The 21890-nt window shown below is 66.8% G+C and carries 14 protein-coding genes and 5 pseudogenes; 8 read left to right on the forward strand and 11 right to left on the reverse strand.

Annotation, left to right across the window (positions count from 1 at the left end):
* Nucleotides 1-50: 50 nt before the first annotated feature.
* The 3 genes and pseudogenes from L6444_RS22865 to L6444_RS22875 form a co-directional block, all read right to left on the reverse strand.
* Nucleotides 51-1440: pseudogene (locus tag L6444_RS22865) on the reverse strand (MCE family protein); the annotation flags it as partial.
* 5 nt (nucleotides 1441-1445) lie between these two features.
* Nucleotides 1446-2309: an ABC transporter permease gene (locus tag L6444_RS22870; protein WP_236977444.1), complete on the reverse strand. Its 864-nt coding sequence runs from the start codon at nucleotides 2307-2309 to the stop codon at nucleotides 1446-1448.
* Nucleotides 2306-3100, reverse strand: a complete 795-nt coding sequence (locus L6444_RS22875) for an MlaE family ABC transporter permease (protein ID WP_236977446.1) — start codon at nucleotides 3098-3100, stop codon at nucleotides 2306-2308. Before L6444_RS22875 ends, L6444_RS22870 begins: the two co-directional genes overlap by 4 nt.
* Nucleotides 3101-3829: 729 nt before the next feature.
* Here L6444_RS22875 and L6444_RS22880 point away from each other — a divergent pair.
* Both L6444_RS22880 and L6444_RS22885 read left to right on the forward strand, forming a co-directional pair.
* Nucleotides 3830-4438, forward strand: coding sequence for a DUF305 domain-containing protein (locus L6444_RS22880; protein WP_236977447.1), 609 nt, complete (start codon nucleotides 3830-3832; stop codon nucleotides 4436-4438).
* A gap of 271 nt (nucleotides 4439-4709) precedes the next feature.
* A complete protein-coding gene (locus L6444_RS22885) occupies nucleotides 4710-4922 on the forward strand; it encodes a hypothetical protein (protein ID WP_236977448.1) in 213 nt (70 codons plus the stop codon).
* A 60-nt stretch (nucleotides 4923-4982) separates the two neighbouring features.
* On the opposite strand, the gene L6444_RS22890 is transcribed toward L6444_RS22885, so the two are convergent.
* Together L6444_RS22890 and L6444_RS22895 are read right to left on the reverse strand one after the other, a co-directional pair.
* Nucleotides 4983-5648 carry a TetR/AcrR family transcriptional regulator gene (locus tag L6444_RS22890; RefSeq protein WP_236977449.1) on the reverse strand — a complete coding sequence of 222 codons (666 nt, stop codon included), beginning with the start codon at nucleotides 5646-5648 and terminating at the stop codon, nucleotides 4983-4985.
* 93 nt (nucleotides 5649-5741) lie between these two features.
* Entirely contained in the window at nucleotides 5742-6521 is a 780-nt protein-coding gene (locus tag L6444_RS22895) for a hypothetical protein (protein ID WP_236977450.1), read from the reverse strand.
* A 616-nt stretch (nucleotides 6522-7137) separates the two neighbouring features.
* Between L6444_RS22895 and L6444_RS22900 the strand changes: the two are divergent.
* From L6444_RS22900 to L6444_RS22920, 3 pseudogenes are all read left to right on the forward strand, one after another.
* A pseudogene (locus L6444_RS22900) lies at nucleotides 7138-8954 on the forward strand (serine/threonine-protein kinase).
* A 28-nt stretch (nucleotides 8955-8982) separates the two neighbouring features.
* Nucleotides 8983-10786: pseudogene (locus L6444_RS22905) on the forward strand (serine/threonine-protein kinase).
* Between the two features lie 146 nt (nucleotides 10787-10932).
* Nucleotides 10933-12889 (forward strand): annotated as a pseudogene (locus L6444_RS22920) (serine/threonine-protein kinase PknH/PknJ).
* Nucleotides 12890-12900: 11 nt separating this feature from the next.
* Here L6444_RS22920 and L6444_RS22925 read toward each other — a convergent pair.
* From L6444_RS22925 to L6444_RS22935, 3 genes are all read right to left on the reverse strand, one after another.
* Complete coding sequence (locus L6444_RS22925) at nucleotides 12901-13467, reverse strand: hypothetical protein (protein ID WP_236977453.1); 567 nt, start codon at nucleotides 13465-13467, stop codon at nucleotides 12901-12903.
* A 262-nt stretch (nucleotides 13468-13729) separates the two neighbouring features.
* Nucleotides 13730-13867: a hypothetical protein gene (locus L6444_RS22930; protein WP_236977454.1), complete on the reverse strand. Its 138-nt coding sequence runs from the start codon at nucleotides 13865-13867 to the stop codon at nucleotides 13730-13732.
* On the reverse strand, nucleotides 13864-15252 hold the full coding sequence (locus L6444_RS22935; protein ID WP_236977455.1) for an amidase: 1389 nt from the start codon (nucleotides 15250-15252) through the stop codon (nucleotides 13864-13866). The genes L6444_RS22930 and L6444_RS22935 overlap by 4 nt, the downstream gene beginning before the upstream one ends.
* Nucleotides 15253-15291: 39 nt before the next feature.
* On the opposite strand from L6444_RS22935, the gene L6444_RS22940 reads away from it, so the two are divergent.
* The 3 genes and pseudogenes from L6444_RS22940 to L6444_RS22945 form a co-directional block, all read left to right on the forward strand.
* Nucleotides 15292-15720: an HIT family protein gene (locus tag L6444_RS22940; RefSeq protein WP_236977457.1), complete on the forward strand. Its 429-nt coding sequence runs from the start codon at nucleotides 15292-15294 to the stop codon at nucleotides 15718-15720.
* A gap of 152 nt (nucleotides 15721-15872) precedes the next feature.
* Nucleotides 15873-16739: a hypothetical protein gene (locus L6444_RS31255; protein WP_370652964.1), complete on the forward strand. Its 867-nt coding sequence runs from the start codon at nucleotides 15873-15875 to the stop codon at nucleotides 16737-16739.
* Nucleotides 16721-18703, forward strand: a pseudogene (locus L6444_RS22945) (putative bifunctional diguanylate cyclase/phosphodiesterase); the annotation flags it as partial. The gene L6444_RS31255 and the pseudogene L6444_RS22945, both read left to right, overlap by 19 nt.
* Here the strand turns inward: L6444_RS22945 and L6444_RS22950 are convergent.
* The 3 genes from L6444_RS22950 to L6444_RS22960 all read right to left on the reverse strand — a co-directional run bounded on the left by L6444_RS22950 (nucleotide 18700) and on the right by L6444_RS22960 (nucleotide 21832).
* Nucleotides 18700-19740: an LLM class flavin-dependent oxidoreductase gene (locus L6444_RS22950; RefSeq protein ID WP_236977459.1), complete on the reverse strand. Its 1041-nt coding sequence runs from the start codon at nucleotides 19738-19740 to the stop codon at nucleotides 18700-18702. The pseudogene L6444_RS22945 and the gene L6444_RS22950 sit on opposite strands and share 4 nt — an antisense overlap.
* 143 nt (nucleotides 19741-19883) lie before the next feature.
* Nucleotides 19884-21005: an FAD-binding protein gene (locus tag L6444_RS22955; RefSeq protein ID WP_236977461.1), complete on the reverse strand. Its 1122-nt coding sequence runs from the start codon at nucleotides 21003-21005 to the stop codon at nucleotides 19884-19886.
* A complete protein-coding gene (locus L6444_RS22960; protein ID WP_236977463.1) occupies nucleotides 21005-21832 on the reverse strand; it encodes a uracil-DNA glycosylase in 828 nt (275 codons plus the stop codon). The genes L6444_RS22955 and L6444_RS22960 overlap by 1 nt, the downstream gene beginning before the upstream one ends.
* Between the last annotated feature and the right edge of the window lie 58 nt (nucleotides 21833-21890).

Here is a 21890-nt window from a genome sequence, read left to right on the forward strand (position 1 = left end):
TCTGCCTTTCGTGGTCGCTGGTGGAATCGCTCTAGCGGGGCTTGGGCGGAGTTCCCGGGGAAGGGCGGAACGAATGGTTCCGATCCCGCCGGCGGGTTGCCCATGCCGGGGTCCTTGGGCCGGCCGGGCGGCGGCGCGGGCGGCAGGTTGGGATACAGCGGCGTCCCGTCCGGGGCGTATCGCTGCGCACCGTACGGCGGTGCGCCCGGGTTACGGCACCGGACCCGGCGCCGGGCCGCCTTCGTCCTTCAAGGTCGGCGGCAGCGGTGTGCCGCGGGTGTACGGCCCGTAGTTGGCGTAGCCGGGGAACCCGACGCCAGGGTTGGGCCGCACATCCAGCCCGCTGCCGAATCCGGAGTCAGTGATCAGGTAGCGCTGCGGGAAGTTCTTCTCCACGTCGGGCAGCGAGCCACAGCTCGGCGTCCCGCCGGGACCGCCCTTGATGTCAAGTTTCGGCAGATTGTCCGGGTAACGATAGGTGTCGTCCCCGAACAGCAGCCCCGCGTCGGCGATGAACGATCGTCCGTTGAAGGTGAAGGCGTCCGCGTAGCCCCGATCCATGAGAAGCTTCGCGCCGAGGAACGTGCAGGTGTATTCGGGGTTGTACTTGTACAGCAACCGGGTCAAGGGCTCCAGCGTGTTGACCAGATGCACGATGTTGGCCTTGTTTATGCCGAAGAGTTGTTCACCAGTCGTACCCAGCCCGGTAAGCGAGACAAGCGCGTAGTCGAGGTCCTTTTCTTGCCTGATGATCACCGAGCTGTCCGCGGTCCCGGCATCCAGCACGTTGACCAGGTTCTGCGCCGCGCCACCGTAGGCGTCGCTGAATCCCTTGAACGCGCGCCAATCTGACCGGATGAGCTCGCTGCGGGGATTGACGGCCATCAGCACCTGGTTGAAGTCGGTGATGGACTGCCCGATGGCCTCGCCCTTGCCGCGCAACCCTTCGGCCAGTGCCGCGATTATCGCGTTGAGTTTGGCCGGGTCGATCTGGTTCAACACGCCGACCAGATCCTTGAGGACCGTGTTGGCTTCGATACTCACCTTATTCGTACGCAACACCGCCCCCGACGCCAGGCGCTTTTGACTCGGGTCGCGCGGGGCCACCAAGTCGACGTACTTGGCTCCGAACGCAGTAGGCGAGCTGATCTGGACGTCGACATTGGCCGGGATGTATTGCAGCTGGTCGGGCCTGATCTCCAAGTGCAGAGTCGCTCCGTCTTTCGGTTGGATCGACGCGACCCGCCCGACCTCGACGCCGCGGTACTTCACGACGGAGTTGGCATCCATGACCAGACCGGCCCGGTCCGAAACGAGCGTCACGTTTGCGTAGGAGATGAAATCGCGGTTGAAGCCGATGATGACAAGCGGGATAGAAACCAAGACCCCGATCACGGGGATCAAGGCCAGCCAGCGGGGGTTCACCCTCTTCTGATTCATCGCGGTTATCCCGACAGGTGGAAGTCGCCCGACTTCCCGTAGAGGAGCAGGGACAAGACGAAGGTGAGCGTGATGGAGACGACGATGGACGCACGCACCGCCCGTCCGACCGCCTCGCCGACGCCGGCGGGCCCGCCCGACGCGGTGTAGCCGTAGTAGGTGTGGATCAACATCACGATGACCGCCTGCACGGTGCATTCGAACAACGACACCAGCACGTCGCGCGGCAGCAGGAACGTGTAGAAGTAGTGGTCAAAACCGCCGGCGCCCTGGTGGTAGGCCAGGGTGACGACCGTCCGCGTGGTGAATACCGACCCGACGAACGTCACGCAGAACAACGGCGGCACCACCATCAGACCACCCAGCACCCGGGTGGACACCAGGTACGGGATGGAGCGGATGCCGATGACCTCCAGCGCGTCGATCTCCTCGCTGATCCGCATCGCGCCGAGTTGCGCGGTTGCACCGGCACCGATGGTGGCTGCCAGACCGTTGGCCACGATGAGCGGAAGCTGTAGGCGCACGTTGGCATAGGCGGAGAAGAACCCGGCGATCGCGCCGACGCCGAGGCTGCTCGCCTGGACATAGCCGAAGATGCCGATGATGGCCGCGGCGCTGCCGGTCAGGACCGCCAGGATCACCACCTCGCCGCCGACCAGTGCCAGGGCGCCGACACCCAGGCCCATCTCGGCCAGCACCCGCAACGTTTCCGAGTGATATTTGACGATTGCGTCGCGCATCGAGGCGAACGCCTTGATATAAAAGGCCGTCTGCTCCCCGAGGCGATCCCAGTGCGCCACCACATTGCGCGCCGACCGCGCCAGCCGCGGAAAGCGGGCCCTGACCACCGTCACCGTCTCGCTGCTCATGTCGCCAACGTCGCTGTCGCGGTCAGGACGCTGATGATGATGTTGACGATCAGCAGCGCCATGAAGGTGTACACCACGGTCTCGTTGACCGCATTGCCTACCCCCTGGGGGCCACCGCCTGCGGTGATGCCCTTATAACAGGCAATCAATCCGGCGAGCATTCCGAACACGGATGCTTTGATGAAGCTGACCAGCACCACCGTCGCGTTGGTCAACAACGTCAAACTCGAAGCGAAAGCGCCGGGATTGCCGTTCAGCGCGAAGACCGAAAAGAGGTAATCGGCGCAGAGGCCGGCAATGATCACCACGCCGTTGATCAGATTCCCGGTGATGAGCAACGCAGTCACCCTCGGCACCACCAGGCGGTGGATCGGGTCGATGCCCAACACCCTCATGGCGTCGAGTTCCTCCCGGATGGTGCGTGCCCCCAAGTCGGCACACATTGCCGTGGCGGCAGCACCGCTGAGCACGAAAACGGTGGTTACCGGCCCGATCTGGGAGACCGTCGCCAGCCCCGATGCCGCGCCCGTGGTGTCACCGGCTCCGAATGACGTCGCCGCCACCCCGAAGAGGAAGACGACCATACCGTTGAAAGTCACCGATTGTGCGAAGGCCGGCAAGGTCGCGACCCGAGCGATGAACCAGCATTGTTCGATGATCTCGCGCCAGAAGAACGGCGGACGCAACGCTTGAATGAACGTGTCCAACGCCAGCGCGATAAAACCGCCGATCTCCCGCATCGGCTTTTGCAGCGGTTTGGTCAGCCCGACCAGAGGAGTAGTGGAAACCATCAACGACTCCTGTTAGTCCACTCGGCGCCGACCGCGATGGTGGCACCCCGGACCGGTCAAGTTGGAAGTGAGGGCTCCTGGGATGGCGGCCGCACGCACCCGACCGGCTCCGGTCGGGTGTGGATAGGCACCTGGCGCGATGTCAACCACCCCCATTTGTATCCATCCCCCTCGGGCGGTGAGTTCGGCTTCCAGATGATGCGACTCGGACCACATTCTAAATCCGATGTGCGCGGAACCACATTATGCAGCAACCAGTCTCAAGTCAACACTTTTCTGTCCTTGCCGTCTCAAAACCCCTACGGACCGGCCTTGCCAACACCAGGATCAACCCGACTTGCGCTGGCATGCTTCAGGTTTCGGGCGGGCTTGGCCAGATTTTCGGCTCCGGGCGCGCGATACCAAATACAGTGTTGCTGTACCAATATTTCACCGAGATTAAAGACTGCGACGGCGCCCGGACACCCCGCCGACGCGGCGCCAGTAAGCCCGTCCTAGCTGGTCGCAGCCGGTAGACCGAGCGGTTCGCGGGCGACGAAGTTTAGCGACGCTATACCAACCAGAGCCCGTGTCGGAAAAGCGATCTCGCGGCACGCAGCACACACCGGCGCCTGCTGGCACGCAACCTGGCGACGAAACGATAACGGCGCTCGCACGTGTCACAGCCGCCGACCGTATCGCGCGCACCGCGACGAAGAGGGATACCGAAACGTCCTCTACGCTGACGGCGTGCCGCCCCTTTCCGCCCGCATCGCAATCACCGTGACGGCCTGTTGCCTCGCGATGTCGCCGGCAGCATGCAACAGCTCGCATTCCGGCGACCACGCGCATTCCTCCCGCAGCGACGACAAGCCGGTGATAACCGGTGAACCCGCCGCGTACAACGCCGCCGACATCGCGTTCGCGCACAACGCAACCGCGCGTGAGGAACAAGCAATCAGCATGTCACGCCTCGTCCCGGAGCATTCCAACAACTCGGACGTCATTGCGTTCGCCGCGAAGACCGAGTCGGCTCTCCAACTGGACACGCAGGTCTTGAAAGCACTGCGAGCCCAGTGGAAGGAAAGCCAGGACAACCAGACAGGCTCCAGCGCTGCCCCCGCCACACCCGCCGATCCGAGCGCCAACCCCACCGTCGCAAAGCTTGATTCGCTGCACGGGTCCGACTTCGACACACTCTGGCTGAAGTCGATGATCGAACTCTTCCAGGGAACGATCGACCTCGCCAATGCCGAGGTCACCGGCGGAAAAAACGTCGACGCGGTGAGTCTGGCCAGACAAATTGTCACCGCACGGCAGGCCGACGTCGGACAAATGCGGCAGCTTCTCGCCGGCTGACCGGCTGCGGTGTTCGCGCTTCGCGCCAAGCGACGGGCGCCAGCGAACCGAATCCCGCCGGCCGCGGCGTCGCCTGGCTCGTTTCGTGCCACGCACGCCCTTGGCGCCGGATCGACGCCGGTCTGCGCACCACTCCCCCACGCAGCCCTGGCTTCAGGACACTGAAGATCGCGCAGTGCGAGCCGGCCGCAGCTCGCCTTCGGCGGCCCGGTCGTTGGCGTACCAGATCCAGATCGCCGGGGGCGCCGTAATTGGATTACATTGACCGTCAATGCTTTTCGTCGCGTCCGGCGACGGCGGCGAATTCATGCGGCAACGAGGCTTTGGCCGCACGATCGGCCGGTACCGCACTATCCCTTCGGCGGCGACGATAACTCTATTCGGCCGCATTCAAAAGTATTGCACAACAATCGATTTCGAATCGTCATACATTCCGTCCGGCGGGAAACCGAATTCGCGGCCGGTTGAAATGCACAACCCATGAGAATACGAAATGTGTTGCGGTAAGGACTATCTAAGCATCACGACGACCCGGGACTACGGCTCACTGAGCCACCACCGGCGCGACACCCTCGGGGTAGGCACCGTAGATCGTGAGACGAGCCATCTCCTCAAGGAAAGCTTCGGCACTCGGGCTCGGGCGGGTCGCACCCTCGAACATCCAGTCCCCGAACACCGCGAGCGAGAAGACCATCCCGAAGATCACCCGGGTCACCACCGCCGGTTCGAAGGGACGGAAGCCGCGCTGACTGATCTCCTGCTCGATGACCGCCTCGAACTCTTCGAGAAGCGCACCTAGTTGAGGGGCCACCTCGGTGTCCGCACTCAGTGGCCCGCCGACCGCCCGCGCCGCGATCATCTCGTGGATGAGCCGTCGGTTGGCCGACAACACATCGTAGACACCGCGATAGAAGTCGTAGGTCTCCACATAGGCACTTTTCATGCCGCGGGGCCGCCGGCCCCAGTCGGCGATGTATTCGGATACGAAGGTGTTGAACGGGGCCAGTACGGCCTCCTGGAAAAGCTTCGACTTGGATCCGAAGTGCCGGAAAATCATCGGTTCCGTCACCGAGGCCGCACGCGCGATTTCTCGCGTGCTGGTCCCGGCGTAACCGCGCTCCGCGAACAAGGCGCGAGCCGACTCCAGCAGCAAGCGCTTGCCCTCGCCGCGCGTTACTGACTGGCCGTTGGCCGTTGACTTGCTGGACACACCATTATTCTGCATCGACCGCCACTCGCGGACGCGCGATTCCGCGCAGTGGCGCGGAATCGCTTTCGCGACTCTTAGACGACGTTGTCCCGGCTACGCGAAGAAGTTCTCGCTCGGGTCGTCCTGCTGTGCCCGGATGGCCCGGAAGCACAGATTGCTCTGGATGATGATCCAAATGGTGAACAGCACGAAGGGTGACCAGAACACCAGGAGCCCATTCCAGGCGAACGGCCCGGTACGGGGCAGGAAGGCGAACGCCCCGGCCTCGAACATGAACGTGATCCAGAGCGAACCGTAGGCCCACCACCGAGGGAACGGGTTGTTCTTGACCAGCTGGGTAGCCGGACGCAGGGCGATCACCGACACCGCCACCCACGCGAAGATGTAGGCCTGGTCGGTCGTGGTCATCGTCAGCGACGCCAGCTCGTGCATGAGTGTCGTCACCTCATTGTTCTTCCGCGGTGCGGTGTAGGCGGCCACTCCCCAGAACATCGGTGGCAACGCCAGGTAGATCGACATCAAAGTGCCACTTGCCAGGGTGAGCGCACTCCAGACTTTCCAGCGCCCCGGTTCTACCCGGGCCATCTGCGCGGCGAACACGGCCCAGATCGGCATCATGAAACAGCCGGTCCAACTGCAGATGACCGCGCCCCACTTGATCTTGGTCCGGTTGTCCACGTACCACTGGGCCACCTGTTCCGGTGACCACTGCGGGTTCTTCAGGGGGACCTGCTGCAACAAGAACAGGAAAGCGAGGCCGTAGACGATGGCGAGAACGACGCCCCACCACAGGACGGCACGCTGACTCGCCAGGGAGAAGTGGCCGCGATTGTCGACAGTGCTGTGCGGCGGCGATGTCGTGGATGACGTCATGAACTGCCCTCTCAAAGATGCGATCGGTCGTACTCGGTAGGTCGTGTCACACGCCGCGGCAAAGTTTCACGACTACGACATGTACCGAAGTATGATAACGATCGTTCGCATAGGTTCGTCAATAGCTGAACCGGCGCCGCACTGAACGACAGCAACGTGCCGCACCCCGGACCGGCATCGGTCTCGTTCTACTCTGATCGCGCCCGTCACCGCGCGGGAAAATCGACGCTGGTCCGGTTTCGGCAGGGCAGTCAGCCTGCCGCGAAGACCGATCGTTGACATCCGCGCGGTCCCGCCGCGTGCCACCTCGCTTCGAACACCCGGGGACAGAGCCCTGTCACCGGCAGGACGCCCGCGTCGCAGGGCAATCCTCCTCCTTGCCAACCGAATTCGAGCTCCGCGTGCCGATGACGGTGCCGTACATCCGTTTGCTAACCGCCGGCCGGATCCTTTGGCAGGGGGCCTTGCGTTGCCCGTAAGATCTGTTTGCGCTGTCGCATAGCGGGCAGAATGCCGGTCTCCACCTCGCCATGGCATTACGTGCAGTTTTCTCGGCCTGCTATTCCTGGGATCTTGATAGTGTCGGCGGCACCGGGTTGATTTGGAAGGATCAGCGATGAGCGACACGCAGGGCTCACGGGTGGGCTCGATGTTCGGGCCCTACCACCTCAAACGGTTGCTGGGTCGCGGGGGGATGGGCGAGGTCTACGAGGCCGAGCACACCGTCAAAGAGTGGACGGTGGCGGTCAAGCTGATGACGGCCGAATTCAGCAAGGACCCCGTCTTCCGCGAACGCATGAAGCGCGAGGCCCGCATCGCCGGGCGCCTGATGGAACCCCACGTGGTGCCCATCCACGACTACGGCGAAATCGACGGCCAGATGTACCTCGAGATGCGGATGATCGAGGGCACCGACCTCGACACCGTCCTCAAGCGGTACGGCCCGCTGACCCCGCCGCGCGCGGTGGCCATCATCACCCAGATCGCCTCGGCCCTGGACGCCGCCCACGCCGCCGGCGTGATGCACCGCGACGTCAAACCGCCCAACATCCTCATCACCGGCGACGACTTCGCGTACCTGGTGGACTTCGGCATCGCCAGCGCCACCACCGACGAGAAGCTCACCCAATTGGGCACGGCGGTGGGCACCTGGAAATACATGGCGCCGGAACGCTTTTCCAATGACGAGGTCACTTATCGCGCCGACATCTACGCATTGGCCTGCGTGCTCTACGAATGCCTGACCGGCACCCCGCCGTACCGCGCCGACAGCGCCACCACGCTGGTCACCGCGCACCTGATGGACCCCGTCCCACAGGTGAGCACCGCACGTGCGGGCATCCCGAAAGCCTTCGACGCGGTCATCGCACGGGGTATGGCCAAAAAGCCCGAGGATCGCTACGCCAGCGCCGGCGACTTCGCCCGCGCCGCCCACGAGGCGCTCAGTACCCCCGACCAGGACCACGCCGAAAACATCCTGCGCAAGAGTCGGGAGTCGAACGTGCCGAGCACCGCGGCGCTGTCCGGGCCACCGGGAGCCCCTGCCGGCCCCCGCCACCGGCCGCCCCGCCGCAGTATTCTCCGCCGCCTTCCTATGGCGCCCCGCCCGGTTCGGGTCCGGTCCCGCAGCAGGCACCGCCCAGCGGGCCGGCCTGGACGCCGGGCAGTGGACCCGTGCCCGCACCGAGCGGCCCGGCATCGGCGCCGCAATACCTCGGCAGCAGTGGCTGGGGCGGCACACCGACCCAGCCGCCACCGCCGCCGAGCGGACCGAACCCCTGGGACCAGGGCAACCAGCCGGCCAAGAAGCGCAGCCCGTGGCCGATAGTGGCTGCGGCAGCGGCGGTGGTCGTGGTCCTGGTCCTCGTTGGTGTGGTGATCGTGATGGCTACCGGGTCCGACGACAAGACAGACGCAAGCGGCACCACCACGTCGGTCACCACCAGCACGAGCAAGCCGTCCGTCACGACCAGGACGCCGCCGTCGACGACCCCGGGCGGCGACCCGGCCAGCAAACTGCTCTCGATGCTGCCGTCCGGCTACGCGCCCGGGGTCTGCAACACGACGACGCCGAAGCCGAACACAGTGTGGAGCGGAACCCAGGCGATGATCACCTGCGGACAGAACACCAACCCAGGTGGGCCGAGCCACGCGATCTACGGGCTGTTCCCCAACCTGAACGCGCTCAAGCAGTCGTTCACCGACGACATCAACGCGGTGCAATTGACGAACTGCCCCGGCGAGGGAGCGTCGCCGGGCGGCTGGCATTACGACCGCGACCCGAACGTCACTGCCGGCCAGATCGCTTGCGGCACATACAAAAACCATCCCAACGTGATCTGGAGCACCGAGGGCAAGCTGATGCTCAGCGACGTGTTCGGCGATCCCGCCACCCTCGAGGAACTGCACACCTGGTGGACCAAATACGGCTGATCGACCGGTCCGGCCGATGGGGGGCCCGATGAGTCAGGAACCCGGCTCGCGGTCAGGTTCGATGTTCGGGCCCTACCGCTTCACGCGACTGATCGGGCGCGGCGGGATGGGCGAGGTCTACCAGGCTGAACACACCATCAAAGGGTGGACGGTGGCCGTCAAGCTGATGTCGGAAACCGTCAGCAAAGATCCGGTGTTCCGGGAGCGGATGAAGCGCGAAGCCCGCATCGCCGGCCGGCTGCAGGAGCCGCATGTCGTGCCGATCCACGACTACGGCGAGATCGACGGCCAGATGTTCCTGGAGATGCGACTCATCGAGGGCGACGACCTCGACAGCACGCTGCAGCGCTACGGCCCGATGCCGCCGACCCGTGCGGTCGCCATCATCACCCAGGTCGCCTCGGCGCTGGACGCCGCGCACGCCCTCGGGGTGACGCACCGCGACGTCAAACCGCCCAACATCCTCATTACCCGCGACGACTTCGCTTACCTGGTCGACTTCGGCATCGCCAGCGCCAAAACCGAGGAGAAGCTCACTTCGCTCGGCGCCCCGGTGGGCACCTGGAAATACATGGGTCCCGAGCGGTTCAGCGACGGCGAGGTCACGCCGCGCGCCGACATCTACTCGCTGGCCTGCGTGCTGTACGAGTGCCTGACGGGTGCCGCGCCATACCCCTCCGACAGTGCCGGCGTCCTGATCAGTGCCCACATGATGAACCCCATCCCCCGGCCCAGCGCCGCGCGCGAAGGGGTTCCCCGGCCCCTGGACGCCGTCATCGCCCGCGGCATGGCCAAGAGGCCGGAGGATCGCTACGCCAGCGCCGGTGAGCTGGCGCAGGCCGCGCGTGACGCGCTGAGCAACCCCGACCGCGACCGGGTCTCCGATATCGTGCGCCGCTCGCAGGAGACGGCGTTGCCCGAACGGTTCGTCGATCCCAAGACCGTCCGGCATTCGCGCCCGCCGTCCGCAGACCCGCCCCGCCCGTCCGGTCCGATCCGGTCGGGACCGCCGCCCTCAACCACCCGCCGGCCGGCCGGCGTGCGCCGCATCCCCGCAGATGCCATCTGCCCCAACGAGTTCCACGGGCAACCCGACCTGGGCCCTCGCCCGACCACCGAGTGGACCCATCCCCGGCGCGCCGCCGACGCCGCCGTTCAGCGGACCGGTGTCATGGCAGCCCGCGGCGCCACGCGGGCGCAACCACTGGGCGATCGTCGCCGGCGTGGCCGCGGTGGTCCTGGTGCTCATCGTGGCCGCGATCGGCATCTGGGCGGCCACCAAGGACGACGGCAGCGCGCAGGCAGGGGGGCGCTCGACGACCACCGCCCCGCCCACGACCCAGACCACCGCGTCCACCACCGCACCGACGACGCCGGTCCCGTCGTCCGGCTCGTCCGGTTCGCCCGCAGCGCAAGCCCGATTGTCGGCCGCGTGCCGACCGGCTATCCCGCTGGATCCTGCAAACCGGACGACAAGACGATGCCAGGGGCGATGGTGTCGGTGACCTGCGGGCAGAACACCGACAGCAACGGGCCCAGGGTGTCGGGATACGGGTTGTACTCCGATATCGCCGCGCTGAAAAAGGCGTTCTCCGGGTTCATCGGGACCTTCACCGTCCAGCAGTGTCCCGGCGGCAAGGCGTCCCCGACCACGTGGTGGCACACCCAAGGACCCGAACACCATCCTCGGCCAGATGGCGTGCGGCACCTACAAGGGCGACCCGCAGGTCATGTGGAGCAACGAGCAGACGCTGATGTTCGGGCTGGTCTCCGGCAGCCCGCAGGGGCCAAGCATCGACCAGGTGTTCAAGTGGTGGGGCTCGCACTCGTGACCCGGGTTTGACGCCGGCTGGAAATCGCAGCTCGTTTCAGCTTTTGCCGCCGGCCGCCGCAGCTGCCAGTGGCAGATTATCTGGCAATTTACCTCGGTGTTGTTGATAGTGTCGGCGGCAGCGCGGGGTGATTGGGAGGATCAGCGATGAGCGACACGCAGGGCTCGCGGGTGGGCTCGATGTTCGGGCCCTACCACCTCAAACGGTTGCTGGGTCGCGGGGGGGATGGGCGAGGTCTACGAGGCCGAGCACACCGTCAAAGAGTGGACGGTGGCGGTCAAGCTGATGACGGCCGAATTCAGCAAGGACCCCGTCTTCCGCGAACGCATGAAGCGCGAGGCCCGCATCGCCGGGCGCCTGATGGAACCCCACGTGGTGCCCATCCACGACTACGGCGAAATCGACGGCCAGATGTACCTCGAGATGCGGATGATCGAGGGCACCGACCTCGACAGCCTGCTCAAGCGGTACGGCCCGCTGACCCCGCCGCGCGCGGTGGCCATCATCACCCAGATCGCCTCGGCCCTGGACGCCGCCCACGCCGCCGGGGTGATGCACCGCGACGTCAAACCGCCCAACATCCTGATTACCCGCGATGACTTCGCGTACCTGGTGGACTTCGGCATCGCCAGCGCCACCACCGACGAGAAGCTCACCCAGATGGGCACGGCGGTGGGCACCTGGAAATACATGGCGCCGGAACGCTTTTCCAATGACGAGGTCACTTATCGCGCCGACATCTACGCGCTGGCCTGCGTGCTCTACGAATGCCTGACCGGCGCCCCGCCGTACCGCGCCGACAGTGCCGGCATCTTGGTGACGGCTCATCTGCGCGACCCGGTCCCGCAGGTGAGCACCGCACGTGCGGGCATCCCGAAAGCCTTCGACGCGGTCATCGCACGGGGTATGGCCAAAAAGCCCGAGGATCGCTACGCCAGCGCCGGCGACCTCGCACTGGCCGCCCACGAGGCGCTCAGTACCCCCGACCAGGACCACGCCGACAAGATCGTGCGCCGCAGCCAGGAGGCCACGCTGCCCGGTCCCCCGACGATGGTCCCACCGACCATGCCGGCCGGGCCGATGTCGCCGCCGCGGTCCACACCGCCACCGCGATCCACACCGCCGCCGCAGTCAACTCCGCCGCCGAACACCCCGCCGCCGGACCCGCGCTATGCCCAGCCCCAGTACCGCGGCGCGCCCGGCTCGTCGGGACCGGTCCCGCAGCAGCGGCCGCCCGCTCCGGCCGGCAATCCCGGCTGGGCCGCGGCCAGTGGCCCGATCTCGGCGCCGAACCCGACACCGCAGAATCCCCCGTACTACCCCGGTGGCGGCCCGCCCGGCGGACCGCCCAGCACACCGATTCCGTATCCGCAGTCGGGTCCGGTTCCGGCCTGGAACCAACCGCCGCCCAAGAAACGCAACCCCTGGCCCATCATCGCGGCCGCCATCATCGTGGTCGCGCTGGTGGCCGGAGGAATCGGCATCTATCTGGCCACGCGGCCCGACCCGAAACCCAAGGTCAAGCCGATCTCCGAGGATCGGCTGAACTCACTGTTGCTCAGCCCATCGGAGATCAACTCGGTGATGGGTTCGTCCACGATGCAAGCCGGCAAGACCCTGACGTCGATGGACACTTCCGACGTGACGCTCTCCGCGCCGGACTGCCGGAGCGCGCGTTACGTCGGCGCGGCGCCGGTGTTCGCCGGTACCGGCTACACCGGGATCAGCGCCGTGCAGCTCGCCGAGCCGGACGAAGATTACAAGCACTGGGTGGTACAGGCCGTGGTCGCGTTCCCGACGGCCGAAAAGGCCCGCGAGTTCATGGACAGTTCGCTGAAAAAATGGAAGAGCTGCGCCGGCAACACCCTGACGGTCACCAGTAAGTCCAAGACCTACCGGTGGACTTTCGCCGACGTGCAAGGCGCGCCGCCGAAGATCACCATCGTCGATACCCAGGAGGGGGCCGACGGTTGGGAATGTCAGCGGGCAATGGGTGTGGCGAACAACGTCATCGTCGATATCAACGCCTGCGGCTACCAGATCACCGATCAGGGCAGCAAGATCGTGGACAAGATCGTCGCCAACGTCAACAAAGAGAAGTAACGCCGCCGGGGTCAGCTCGACAGATCGGGGCCCTGCGCACGCAGGTCGTCGACCGCGGACATCGCGCTGCGCAACTTGGCGAGCCATTCCTCGGTGTGCTCACCGACCAGCTTGACCGACCAGGCCAGGGCGTCGGCGCGGGAGCGAGCGACGCCGGCGTCGACCAGCGTATCGAGCACCTGACGCTCCGGTTGACGCAGCCGCGTCATAACCGGAACAGCGATGTGGGTGAACAACTTTCGTTCGCCGTTGACCTCCACACCCCAGGACACCTTGCGCCCGTAGCGCGCCTGCGCCTCCTCGGCGATGGCTATCCGCTCCGCCCGGGTCTCCTCACGGAATCGCGACGCCCGGCCCTCGGCGCGTGCGGCGCTTTCTTCCTCGGCGCCGTCCGGGACCGCGAGCCTGCCGACAACCGTGATCTCCTCGCGGTCGACCACGACGGTGGGGTCGCCGTCGAACCAGCTTTCGGGTAAGCGACCGGCGAACCATTCGGCCGCGCCGGCCGCGTCGGGCTGATCGGCCTGCTGCCAGCCGCCGGGTCGCCCGTGCCGGCGACCGTGATGATGAATACTCATGATTGCATGATTACACCATTACATCGATTACTGAACGATGGTTCGCCGCGAGCGAACAACAAGCGCCGGACAACCTGGCTGAGACAGCCCCCGGAAGCGTTGCCATCAGGTACGGGCGGTTGTATTTTTGGGAGCGAAGCAGGCCCGGAAGTGACCAAATCTCAAGTGCCGGAAGACGGGGTAACACCCGGCCGCGTCCGACCCGCGTACGACGGAGTCGGAACGCCCCCCGAGTCACGCCGGGCCTGCCCTATACGCGTGATCAGTCCCGCCGGACTCGATGCACCCTGGTCTCCCCCTCGATGCCTTTCAGCCGCCGCGCCGGCGAACGACCACTGAAAATCAGCATCGTTGCGTCCAGGCCGTCGAGCAGGTCGTCGATATCGGACCCGTCGCTCATGACACCGGCGGCCGGCGCTGCGCCCACGGCCGGGCCGCTTCGATCTGCGCCGACAGCGACAACAGCGTCGCCTCGTCGAAGGGTCGCCCGACCAGTTGTACCGACATGGGCAGGCCGTCGTCGTCGAAGTCCCAGGGAACCACCGCGGCCGGCTGACCGGTCAGATTCCAGACCTGCTGATACGGAACCCGCTGACCGACCAGCAGTAACGTCGAGATGCCGCCGCGGCGCTGGTAGGCGCCGATGCGGGACGGCCCCGCAGCACAACCCGGCGTTACGACGACGTCGACGTCGTCGAAGATCGACTGGATCCGCGCGCTCAGCCCGATCTCCGATTCCCGCAACGCCGCCATCCGCCGGTCGGAGAAAAACGAACCCAGCCGGGCGAGGTGGCGGGTGCGCGCCTCGAGCCGCTCCGGGTGGGCCTGTGCGTCGGCGTCGTCGCTGATGCCGCGCAGCATGCGAGGCAGATAGTTCGCGTAGAGCGACGGCGGGTACTGCGGGTCGCGATCGATCACCTGATGACCCAGGTCGCGAAGCAACGCTCCCGCCTGTTCGAGCGCGTTGCGCTGAGCCGTGCCGACCCGGACCGGCATCGGCGTCGGCACCTTGGCGCTCAACGCGATTCGCAGCTGCCCCGGCGGTCGTGTCGCGGCGGCGGCGAACTCACCTTCCGGCCCGGGCACCGTCGTCGTCGCATCGAGCATCAGCGCCGCGTCCAGCACCGACCGGGTGAGGGGGCCGTTGACGCTGAGCCCCTCCCAGGCGTCGTCGTGCGGCTCCAGCGAGACCCGGTCGCGCTGCGGCTTCAACCCGAACAGGCCGCACCAGGTCGCCGGGATGCGGATCGATCCGCCGCCGTCGGAGCCCAGCGCGATCGGGGCCAGGCCGGCCGCGACCGCCGCGGCGCTGCCCCCGCTGCTGCCGCCCGGCGTACGACGGGGGTTCCACGGATTGCGGGTCGCCCCGAACGTCAGCGACTCGGTGAACGGCATGATCATCAGCTCGGGCACCGCGGTCTTGCCGATGACGACCGCACCCGCGGCACGCAGCCGACGGACGACCTCGGCGTCGTCCTTCACCGCCGGGCCGTGCGCACCGCTGCCGTAGGTCGTGACCTCGCCCGCGACGTCGACGTCGTCCTTGATCGCGATCGGCACCCCGAGCAGCGGTCGCCGCACCCCGGCGTCCAGGCGCTGCTGGGCGAGCTCGGCCTCCTCGCGGGCGCCGTCGTACCGCACCACCCGGTAGGCGCGCAGTTCGCTGTCCAGCCGCTCGATCCGCTCCAGGTAGACCTCGAGCAGCTCGGGAGCGGTGATCTCGCCGTCGGCCAGCATCCGGGCTTGCTCGGCGGCGCCGGCGAACGCGAGATCGCTAGGGTCCACTGCCGCAGCGTATCTCGGGTTGCCAGTACCGTTGGCGACATGTCCTGCGTGTTCTGTGCGATCGTCGCCGGGACAGCTCCGGCCATCCGGATCTGCGAAGACGACGACTACCTGGCAATCCTCGACATTCGTCCGTTCACCCGCGGCCACACCCTGGTGATTCCCAAGCAGCACAGCGTGGACCTCGGCGACACCCCACCGCAGACCCTGGCCGGGATGATCACCATGGGTCAGCGCATCGCTCAGGCTGCCAAGACGACCGAGTTGGCCGACGCCACCAATATGGCGATCAACGACGGCAGTGCCGCGTTCCAGACCGTGTTTCACATCCACCTGCACGTGCTGCCGCGACGCAACGGCGACAAGCTCGCACTGGCCAAGGGCATGGTGCTACGTCGAGATCCAGATCGGGACGCAACGGGACGGATCTTGCGCGCAGCATTAGCCGGTACTGACAGCCGTGGTTAATCGTACGGCTGGTCGCGAAACCCATTCGATGACTGAATCTGCGTCAGTAATGAGGTAGAAATGCAGTCCAGCGGTCTATTCTGTGAAAGCGCGCGGTGGAAGCCTTCGATTACCTCGCCGGCAGGCGCGCTACGGGCTAGCTGGAGCAGGGAATGAAGCGCTGGACGGGATTGCCGTGCCCGCTCACCGGGCTGACGATGGGCGTCAGCTGTGCGGTGGTCGGCGGTTACGCGCTCGCGGCGGCCCTGGTGCTCCCTTCCTCGCTGCTGGGCTGGCAGGGCCCCTACGCCACGCGGCCCCTCGTGCAGGTCGTGACCGTGCTCTGCCTGCTCTTCGCGGCCGGCTGCGCTGCGCGAGCCGCTCGGCACGCCGTCGGCCGCCGCCGCTTCGGCTGGCTCTCGCTGGCTGTCGCGCTGACCGGCTGGGTGGTCGGTGAAATCATCTGGGCCGTCCTCGACGTGCGCACCGAACTCGACCATGCCAGCCATCCCGCTGCGGCGGAGTTCGTGCTACTGCTGTTCCCGATCGGCGTCCTGACCGCACTGGCGTCGCTGGCCAACCCGCAGGGCCACAACATCTGGCGTCTGGTGCTCGACGGCATCATCGTGGCAACCTCGCTGTTTGTCGCCTCGTGGGTGTTCGTCCTGGACAAACTGCTGCAGACGGCTAACAGCTCACGGCCGACCACGGTGGTCCACGTCGTCACCGACGTCATGCTGATGACCGTCGCCATCCTGGTGTTGTCGCGAGGCCGTCCCGGCGGTCGCCGCAGCATCACCCTGCTGGCCGGCGGAATCACCACCATCATGCTGGCCGACCTGCTGGTCCTGTTTCGCACCGGGGTGGGCAGCTACCACACCGGCGACCTGGTCGACGTCACCCGGGTCGCGGGACTGGGACTGGTCGCGCTGGCGGGTCTGGTCAGCACCACGGAGTCCCCGACCGCCACGAACCTGGACGAGGTCACCTCGCGGGTGCGGCTCTGGTTGCCCTACCTGCCGTTGCTGCCTATCCGCTGACATACGCCGGTCTGCTGCTGCTGATGCAGGCGCGGCTCAAGCGGGTGCCGCTCGCGGTTCGGCTCGACTCGGTGGTGTGCGGACTGGCGATGGCCGCCGTGGCCGCAGCGCTGACCGCGGGGCCGATCCAGGCCGCCACCGCGCGCGCGCCGGCCACCGTGCTGGTGGGGCTGATCTACCCGTGGTGCGACCTGGTGTTGCTGGCGCTGGCCGCCGGGATGCTGCCGATCCTCGGCTGGCGGCACGAGTTCCGCTGGAGCTTGCTGGTCGCCGGATTCGTGTTGTTCGCGGCCGCTGACACGGCCTATCTGTTCGAGACCTCCGCCAGCGAATACCGGGTCGGCACCCTGCTCGACGCCTGCTGGCCCGCGTCGTCGCTGTTTCTCGCGCTGGCCGCCTGGACCGCGTGGTCATCGACGCCCCCACTGCCGCGACGCGGACTCGGCTACTACGCCGCTCCGGTGGCGTGCACCGTCGTGGCGCTCGCCGTCACCGCGGTAGGCCACGAGTCACGCAGCGCGCCGATACTGGCGGCGCTGAGCCTGATCGCGGTCGCGGCCCGATTCTCGGTGACCTTCCGCGAGGTCAGCAATCTGGCCGAGAACCACAAGCAAGCCATGACCGACGGGGTTACCGGGCTGCCCAACCGGCGGTCTCTGGCCACCACACTGACCGAGGTGCCCGTCTCCCCGCCGCGGACGCCCGTGGTCGGGCCGCCGCTGCTAGCCCGGGCACCGGCTCGTCGTGCACTGCTGTTGTTGCAGTTACTGGAGTTTCACGAGATCAACGACACCGTCGGTCCGCGCTTCGGCGACGAACTGCTACGCCAGATCGCAGATCGATTGTCCCAGAACGTGCGTCGCGACGACCTTCTTGCGCGCGTCGGTGACGACCAGTTCGCGATACTGCTCGCCGAGGGCGCAGACCTGATCGCCGCACGCGCCCAAGCGGGCCGGCTGCTCGAGGCGCTGGGTGAGCCGTTCGCCCTGGACCCGGTGACCATCCAGGTCGACGCCCGGATCGCGATCGCACTGTTCCCCGACCACTGCGACCATCCACAGGAACTGCTGAACCGCGCGGAAATCACACTGCCGCATGCCAAGTCGGCCCACGGCAGGATCGCGGTCTACGACACGGCGTTCGAGCTGTATCGGGAGAACGACCCCAGCCTGATCGAGGAACTTCGAGCCGCCCTGGCCGACGGCTCCGAATTGACCTGCCACTACCAGCCCAAGATCAACGCCGCGGACGGCAGCGTGCACAGCGTCGAGGCGCTGCTGCGCTGGCACCATCCCGCCCGCGGGTTGCTGCTGCCCGAAGAGTTTCTGCCCGAGGCCGAACGCGCCGGCCTGATGCGCAAGATCGCCAACCGCACCGTCGACCTCGCGCTGAAACAAGCTCGAGCTTGGCGCGACCAGGGACTGCCGCTGACCATCGCGGTGAACCTGTCCACCACCAACCTGCTCGACCTCGACCTGGTCGGCAGCATCGATCAACAACTGCGCACCCATGGCCTGCCCGCCGACGCGCTGATCATCGAGATCACCGAAAGCACGCTGGTGGACTCGGCGCGGTCGCGCAACACCGTCGCCGCGTTGCAGCAGCTGGGGGTGCGTATCTCGCTGGACGACTACGGCACCGGATGGTCGTCGCTGGCGCGGCTGCAGGACGTGTCAGTGGACGAACTCAAGCTGGACCGGGTGTTCGTGGCACGACTGGCCCAGGACCCGCGTTCGGTGGCCATCGTGCGATCCACCGTGGCGCTGGCCGAGAGCCTGGGCGCCGATCTGGTCGCTGAGGGTGTCGAGGACGAGGTGACGTTGCGGGCGTTGCGGCAGTACGGCTGCACCATCACCCAGGGTTTCGTGCACAGTCCGCCCCTGCCCGGCAGCGACCTGCGGGACTGGATCCTGACCAATGCGCCCGGCCCGGCGCCGAAGAAAGCTCAGCAACAGCCGAGCTAGAACAGCTCCTTGGCGAGCAACTCCAGTGTGTTGACCCGCGCCGGCGACGTCGCCGGGTCGGTGCCGCGGTACGCCGCGGCGACCGGGTGCACCATCACCTCGTCGACGTCGAAATGCGCTGCCAGCGAACGCAATTGGTCGGCGGCCTCAGCGGGGGCGCCGACGACGGCGCGGCGCAGGCCGCTGTCCACGATGTGCTGTTGTTGCGGCGTCAGGCGGGCCTGTTGAGCCTCTTCGACCAGTTGCACGGGTCCCAGCGGTTGCCCGGTACGCAGCCGCGCCATCATCTGCAGATTGGGCAACAGCAAAGCCGTTGCTTCGTCCCGTGTTTCGGCTACGGATGCATTGACGGTAAGGAAGGTCACCGGCTCGTGGGTCAAATCGCTGGGCCGAAAGTGCTTGCGGTAGTAGGCAAGCGCCTCTTCGGTACCTTGCCCGGAGAAATGATGGGCGAACACGTACGGCAAGCCCTTGGCGGCGGCCAGCTGCGCCGAGTACATCGAGGACCCCAGCAGCCACAGTCTCGGCTCGCTGGTGGCGGCGGGGGTGGCCTTCAGCGTGTAGTCACCGGAACGCAGCGCCAGCCGCACGCCGCTCGCGCTCATCAACGCCGCGACGTCGTCGAGGTACTGCGGGAAGTTCGCTATGTCGCTGTCGTCGGCGGCGCCCCGGCCCGCACGCAGCATGTAGGAAGTCACCGGGTCCGAGCCGGGGGCGCGGCCGATGCCCAGGTCGATGCGGCCCGGCGCGGCGGCCTCCAGCAGCGCGAACTGCTCGGCGACGGCCAGCGGCGCATGGTTGGGCAGCATCACCCCGCCCGAGCCGAGTCGCAATTGGGTGGTCTGGGCGGCGAGGTAGGCGATCAGCACCGGCGGGCTCGTCGCGCCCACCGACGGCATGTTGTGGTGTTCGGCCAGCCAGTACCGGGTGAAGCCGAGCCGGTCGGCCGTCTGCGCCAACGCCACCGTCGCGGCCAGCGCATCCCCGGTCGACTGGTCGGAACGCACCGGGACAAGGTCGAGTACAGAAAGTCGCACGCCTTCCTCAACGCGTTCGAGGGTGCAAACCTTCCCGCGCTGAAGTCGGAGTTGATCCGCCGACCGCTGCACTGGCGTGTCGTTCGGCACCCGACGTTGCGCCAGCGTGACGCTCGGCGCGAAGGGGGGGAGTCGGGCGCGGATCAGTAGTTCATCAGCGTGATCGAGTTCACGATCATGTCGAACTGCTCCTGCGATATCGGCGCGCCGCCGGGAATGCTGTCGCTGGCCAGGAATTGAGTGCGCTCGGTGTAAGCGTGAAAACGCTTGAAGTAGTTGGCAAATCCGAGTCCATGGTCAGTGCGGGCCAGTTTCAGCTCGCCCGCCAGAATGGTCGCGCCCAGCAATGCCAGGCTGGTGCCCTGCCCGGACAGCGGCGAGGCGCAGTACGCGGCGTCGCCCACCAGCGCCACCCGCCCGATCGACCAGTGGTCCATCACTATCTGCGACATTTCGTCGAAGTAGAAATCCGGCGCCGAGCGCATCAGCTCCAGCAGTTTCGGCCGAACCCAGCCGTCGTCGGCCATCCGCCGTTCCAGCTCGGCGAACTGCGCTTCGGTGTCGCGGTAGTCGATGCGCAGCTCGGGGTCCATGAACCCCAGCATGGCTCTGGCCTCGGAGTTGTTGCGCGCGCTGTACACCCCGGCCATGGTGTGGTCGCCGTAGTGCCACATCTGCCAGTAGTCCAGATTCAAAAAGTTGGGCACCGTGAAGATCGCGGCGAAGGTGCCCAGGCGCTTGATGAACCGCTCCTCCGGTCCGAACACCAGCCGGCGCACGTTGGAGTGCAGGCCGTCGGCGCCGATCACCAGTTCGAAGGTGCGGGGCTCCTCGCGTTCGAAGGTGACCTCCACGCCGGGGCCGAGATTATCCAGAGTGACGATGGTGTCGTCGAACAGGAACTCGGACTTCAATTTCGTTTCGTCGTACAGCAATTCGACCAGGTCATCACGCAGCAACTCGATGTCGGGGCTGCCGATCGGCCCGCCCGTCGGTGTCGACTCGGTGTCCTCGGACAACACGTTGCCGTCCCGGTCGACGACGGACGAACCCCGGATGCGGGTCCGGCAGTCCTCGGCCACCGCGCGCAACCCCATCCGGTCCAGCACCTCTAGCGCCGGGCCGCGCACGTCGACCGCCTGACCACCCGGCCGCAGCCCCGGGTAGCGCTCCACCACGGTCACCGCATAGCCGATCCGGTCCAGCCAATACGCCGCGGTCAGACCCGCGACACTGGCCCCGGAGACCAGCACCCTCTCGACCATTAATCAATCCCTGCCAGCTTCTTAGCGTCCGCGAAGACGTCGTCGAGCATTGCCGGAGTCAACCTACCGGTGAACATGTTCTGCTGGCTCGGGTGGTAGCAGCCCAGCACCCGCACTCCTGACGGCAGTTCGGCGACGACGCCATGGCCGAACTTGGCCCGGCCCGTCCGGCTCGCGCCGGCCAGCTTGAGCGCAATCTGCCAGGCGAAACCGCCCAGCGCCACCAGCACCCGCACATCCGGTGCGACCAGCCGCCACTCGGCCGCCAGCCAGGGTGCGCAGGTGTCGCGCTCGGCGGGCGTCGGGGCATTCGCCGGCGGCGCACACCGCACCGGCGCGACGATGCGAATCTGCTTGGCGCACAATCCGTCTGCGGCGTCGACACTGGTCGGCTGGTTCACCAGGCCGGCCCGGAACAGCGCCGCGTAGAGCTGGTCGCCGGAGCGGTCGCCGGTGAACATCCGGCCGGTGCGGTTGGCGCCGTTGGCGGCCGGAGCCAGCCCGACGATCAGCAGCCGCGGCCGCTCCGCTCCCCAGCCCGGCACCGGACGACCCCAATAGGGCTGGTCGGCGAACGAGCGGCGCTTGGTGACCGCGACCTCCTCGCGCCAGGCCACCAGCCGGGGGCAGGCCCGGCACACGCTGATCCGCGCGTCCAGTTCGGCGATGTCGGGTGCCGTGTCGGCCAGCTCTACGACGCGCGCGGCGTCGGCGGCTACCGGCGTCTCGAGGGTTGCCCGGTCGCCCGGCCACCCGGAGCCCGGCGCGACGGGCGAGCTGAACGCCTGGCCGGTGTTCGGGTGGAAGAGCACCCCTACATCCTGCACGGGCCAGCAAATTCGGTGGTTTCCGTGGCCGGTTTGGCGTTAGATTCAGCCGCGATAT

The sequence above is a fragment of the Mycobacterium kiyosense genome (assembly GCA_021654635.1).
In the GTDB taxonomy this organism is placed as follows: Bacteria; Actinomycetota; Actinomycetes; order Mycobacteriales; family Mycobacteriaceae; genus Mycobacterium; species Mycobacterium kiyosense.

Bases quoted from the DNA above. Each gene is read 5' to 3' on its own strand.
- L6444_RS22870 (WP_236977444.1), bottom strand. From the start codon at position 2,309: ATGAGCAGCGAGACGGTGACGGTGGTCAGGGCCCGCTTTCCGCGGCTG.
- L6444_RS22875 (WP_236977446.1), bottom strand. From the start codon at position 3,100: ATGGTTTCCACTACTCCTCTGGTCGGGCTGACCAAACCGCTGCAAAAG.
- L6444_RS22885 (WP_236977448.1), top strand. From the start codon at position 4,710: ATGCTTTTCGTCGCGTCCGGCGACGGCGGCGAATTCATGCGGCAACGA.
- L6444_RS22895 (WP_236977450.1), bottom strand. From the start codon at position 6,521: ATGACGTCATCCACGACATCGCCGCCGCACAGCACTGTCGACAATCGC.
- L6444_RS22925 (WP_236977453.1), bottom strand. From the start codon at position 13,467: ATGAGTATTCATCATCACGGTCGCCGGCACGGGCGACCCGGCGGCTGG.
- L6444_RS22930 (WP_236977454.1), bottom strand. From the start codon at position 13,867: ATGAGCGACGGGTCCGATATCGACGACCTGCTCGACGGCCTGGACGCA.
- L6444_RS22940 (WP_236977457.1), top strand. From the start codon at position 15,292: ATGTCCTGCGTGTTCTGTGCGATCGTCGCCGGGACAGCTCCGGCCATC.
- L6444_RS31255 (WP_370652964.1), top strand. From the start codon at position 15,873: ATGAAGCGCTGGACGGGATTGCCGTGCCCGCTCACCGGGCTGACGATG.
- L6444_RS22955 (WP_236977461.1), bottom strand. From the start codon at position 21,005: ATGGTCGAGAGGGTGCTGGTCTCCGGGGCCAGTGTCGCGGGTCTGACC.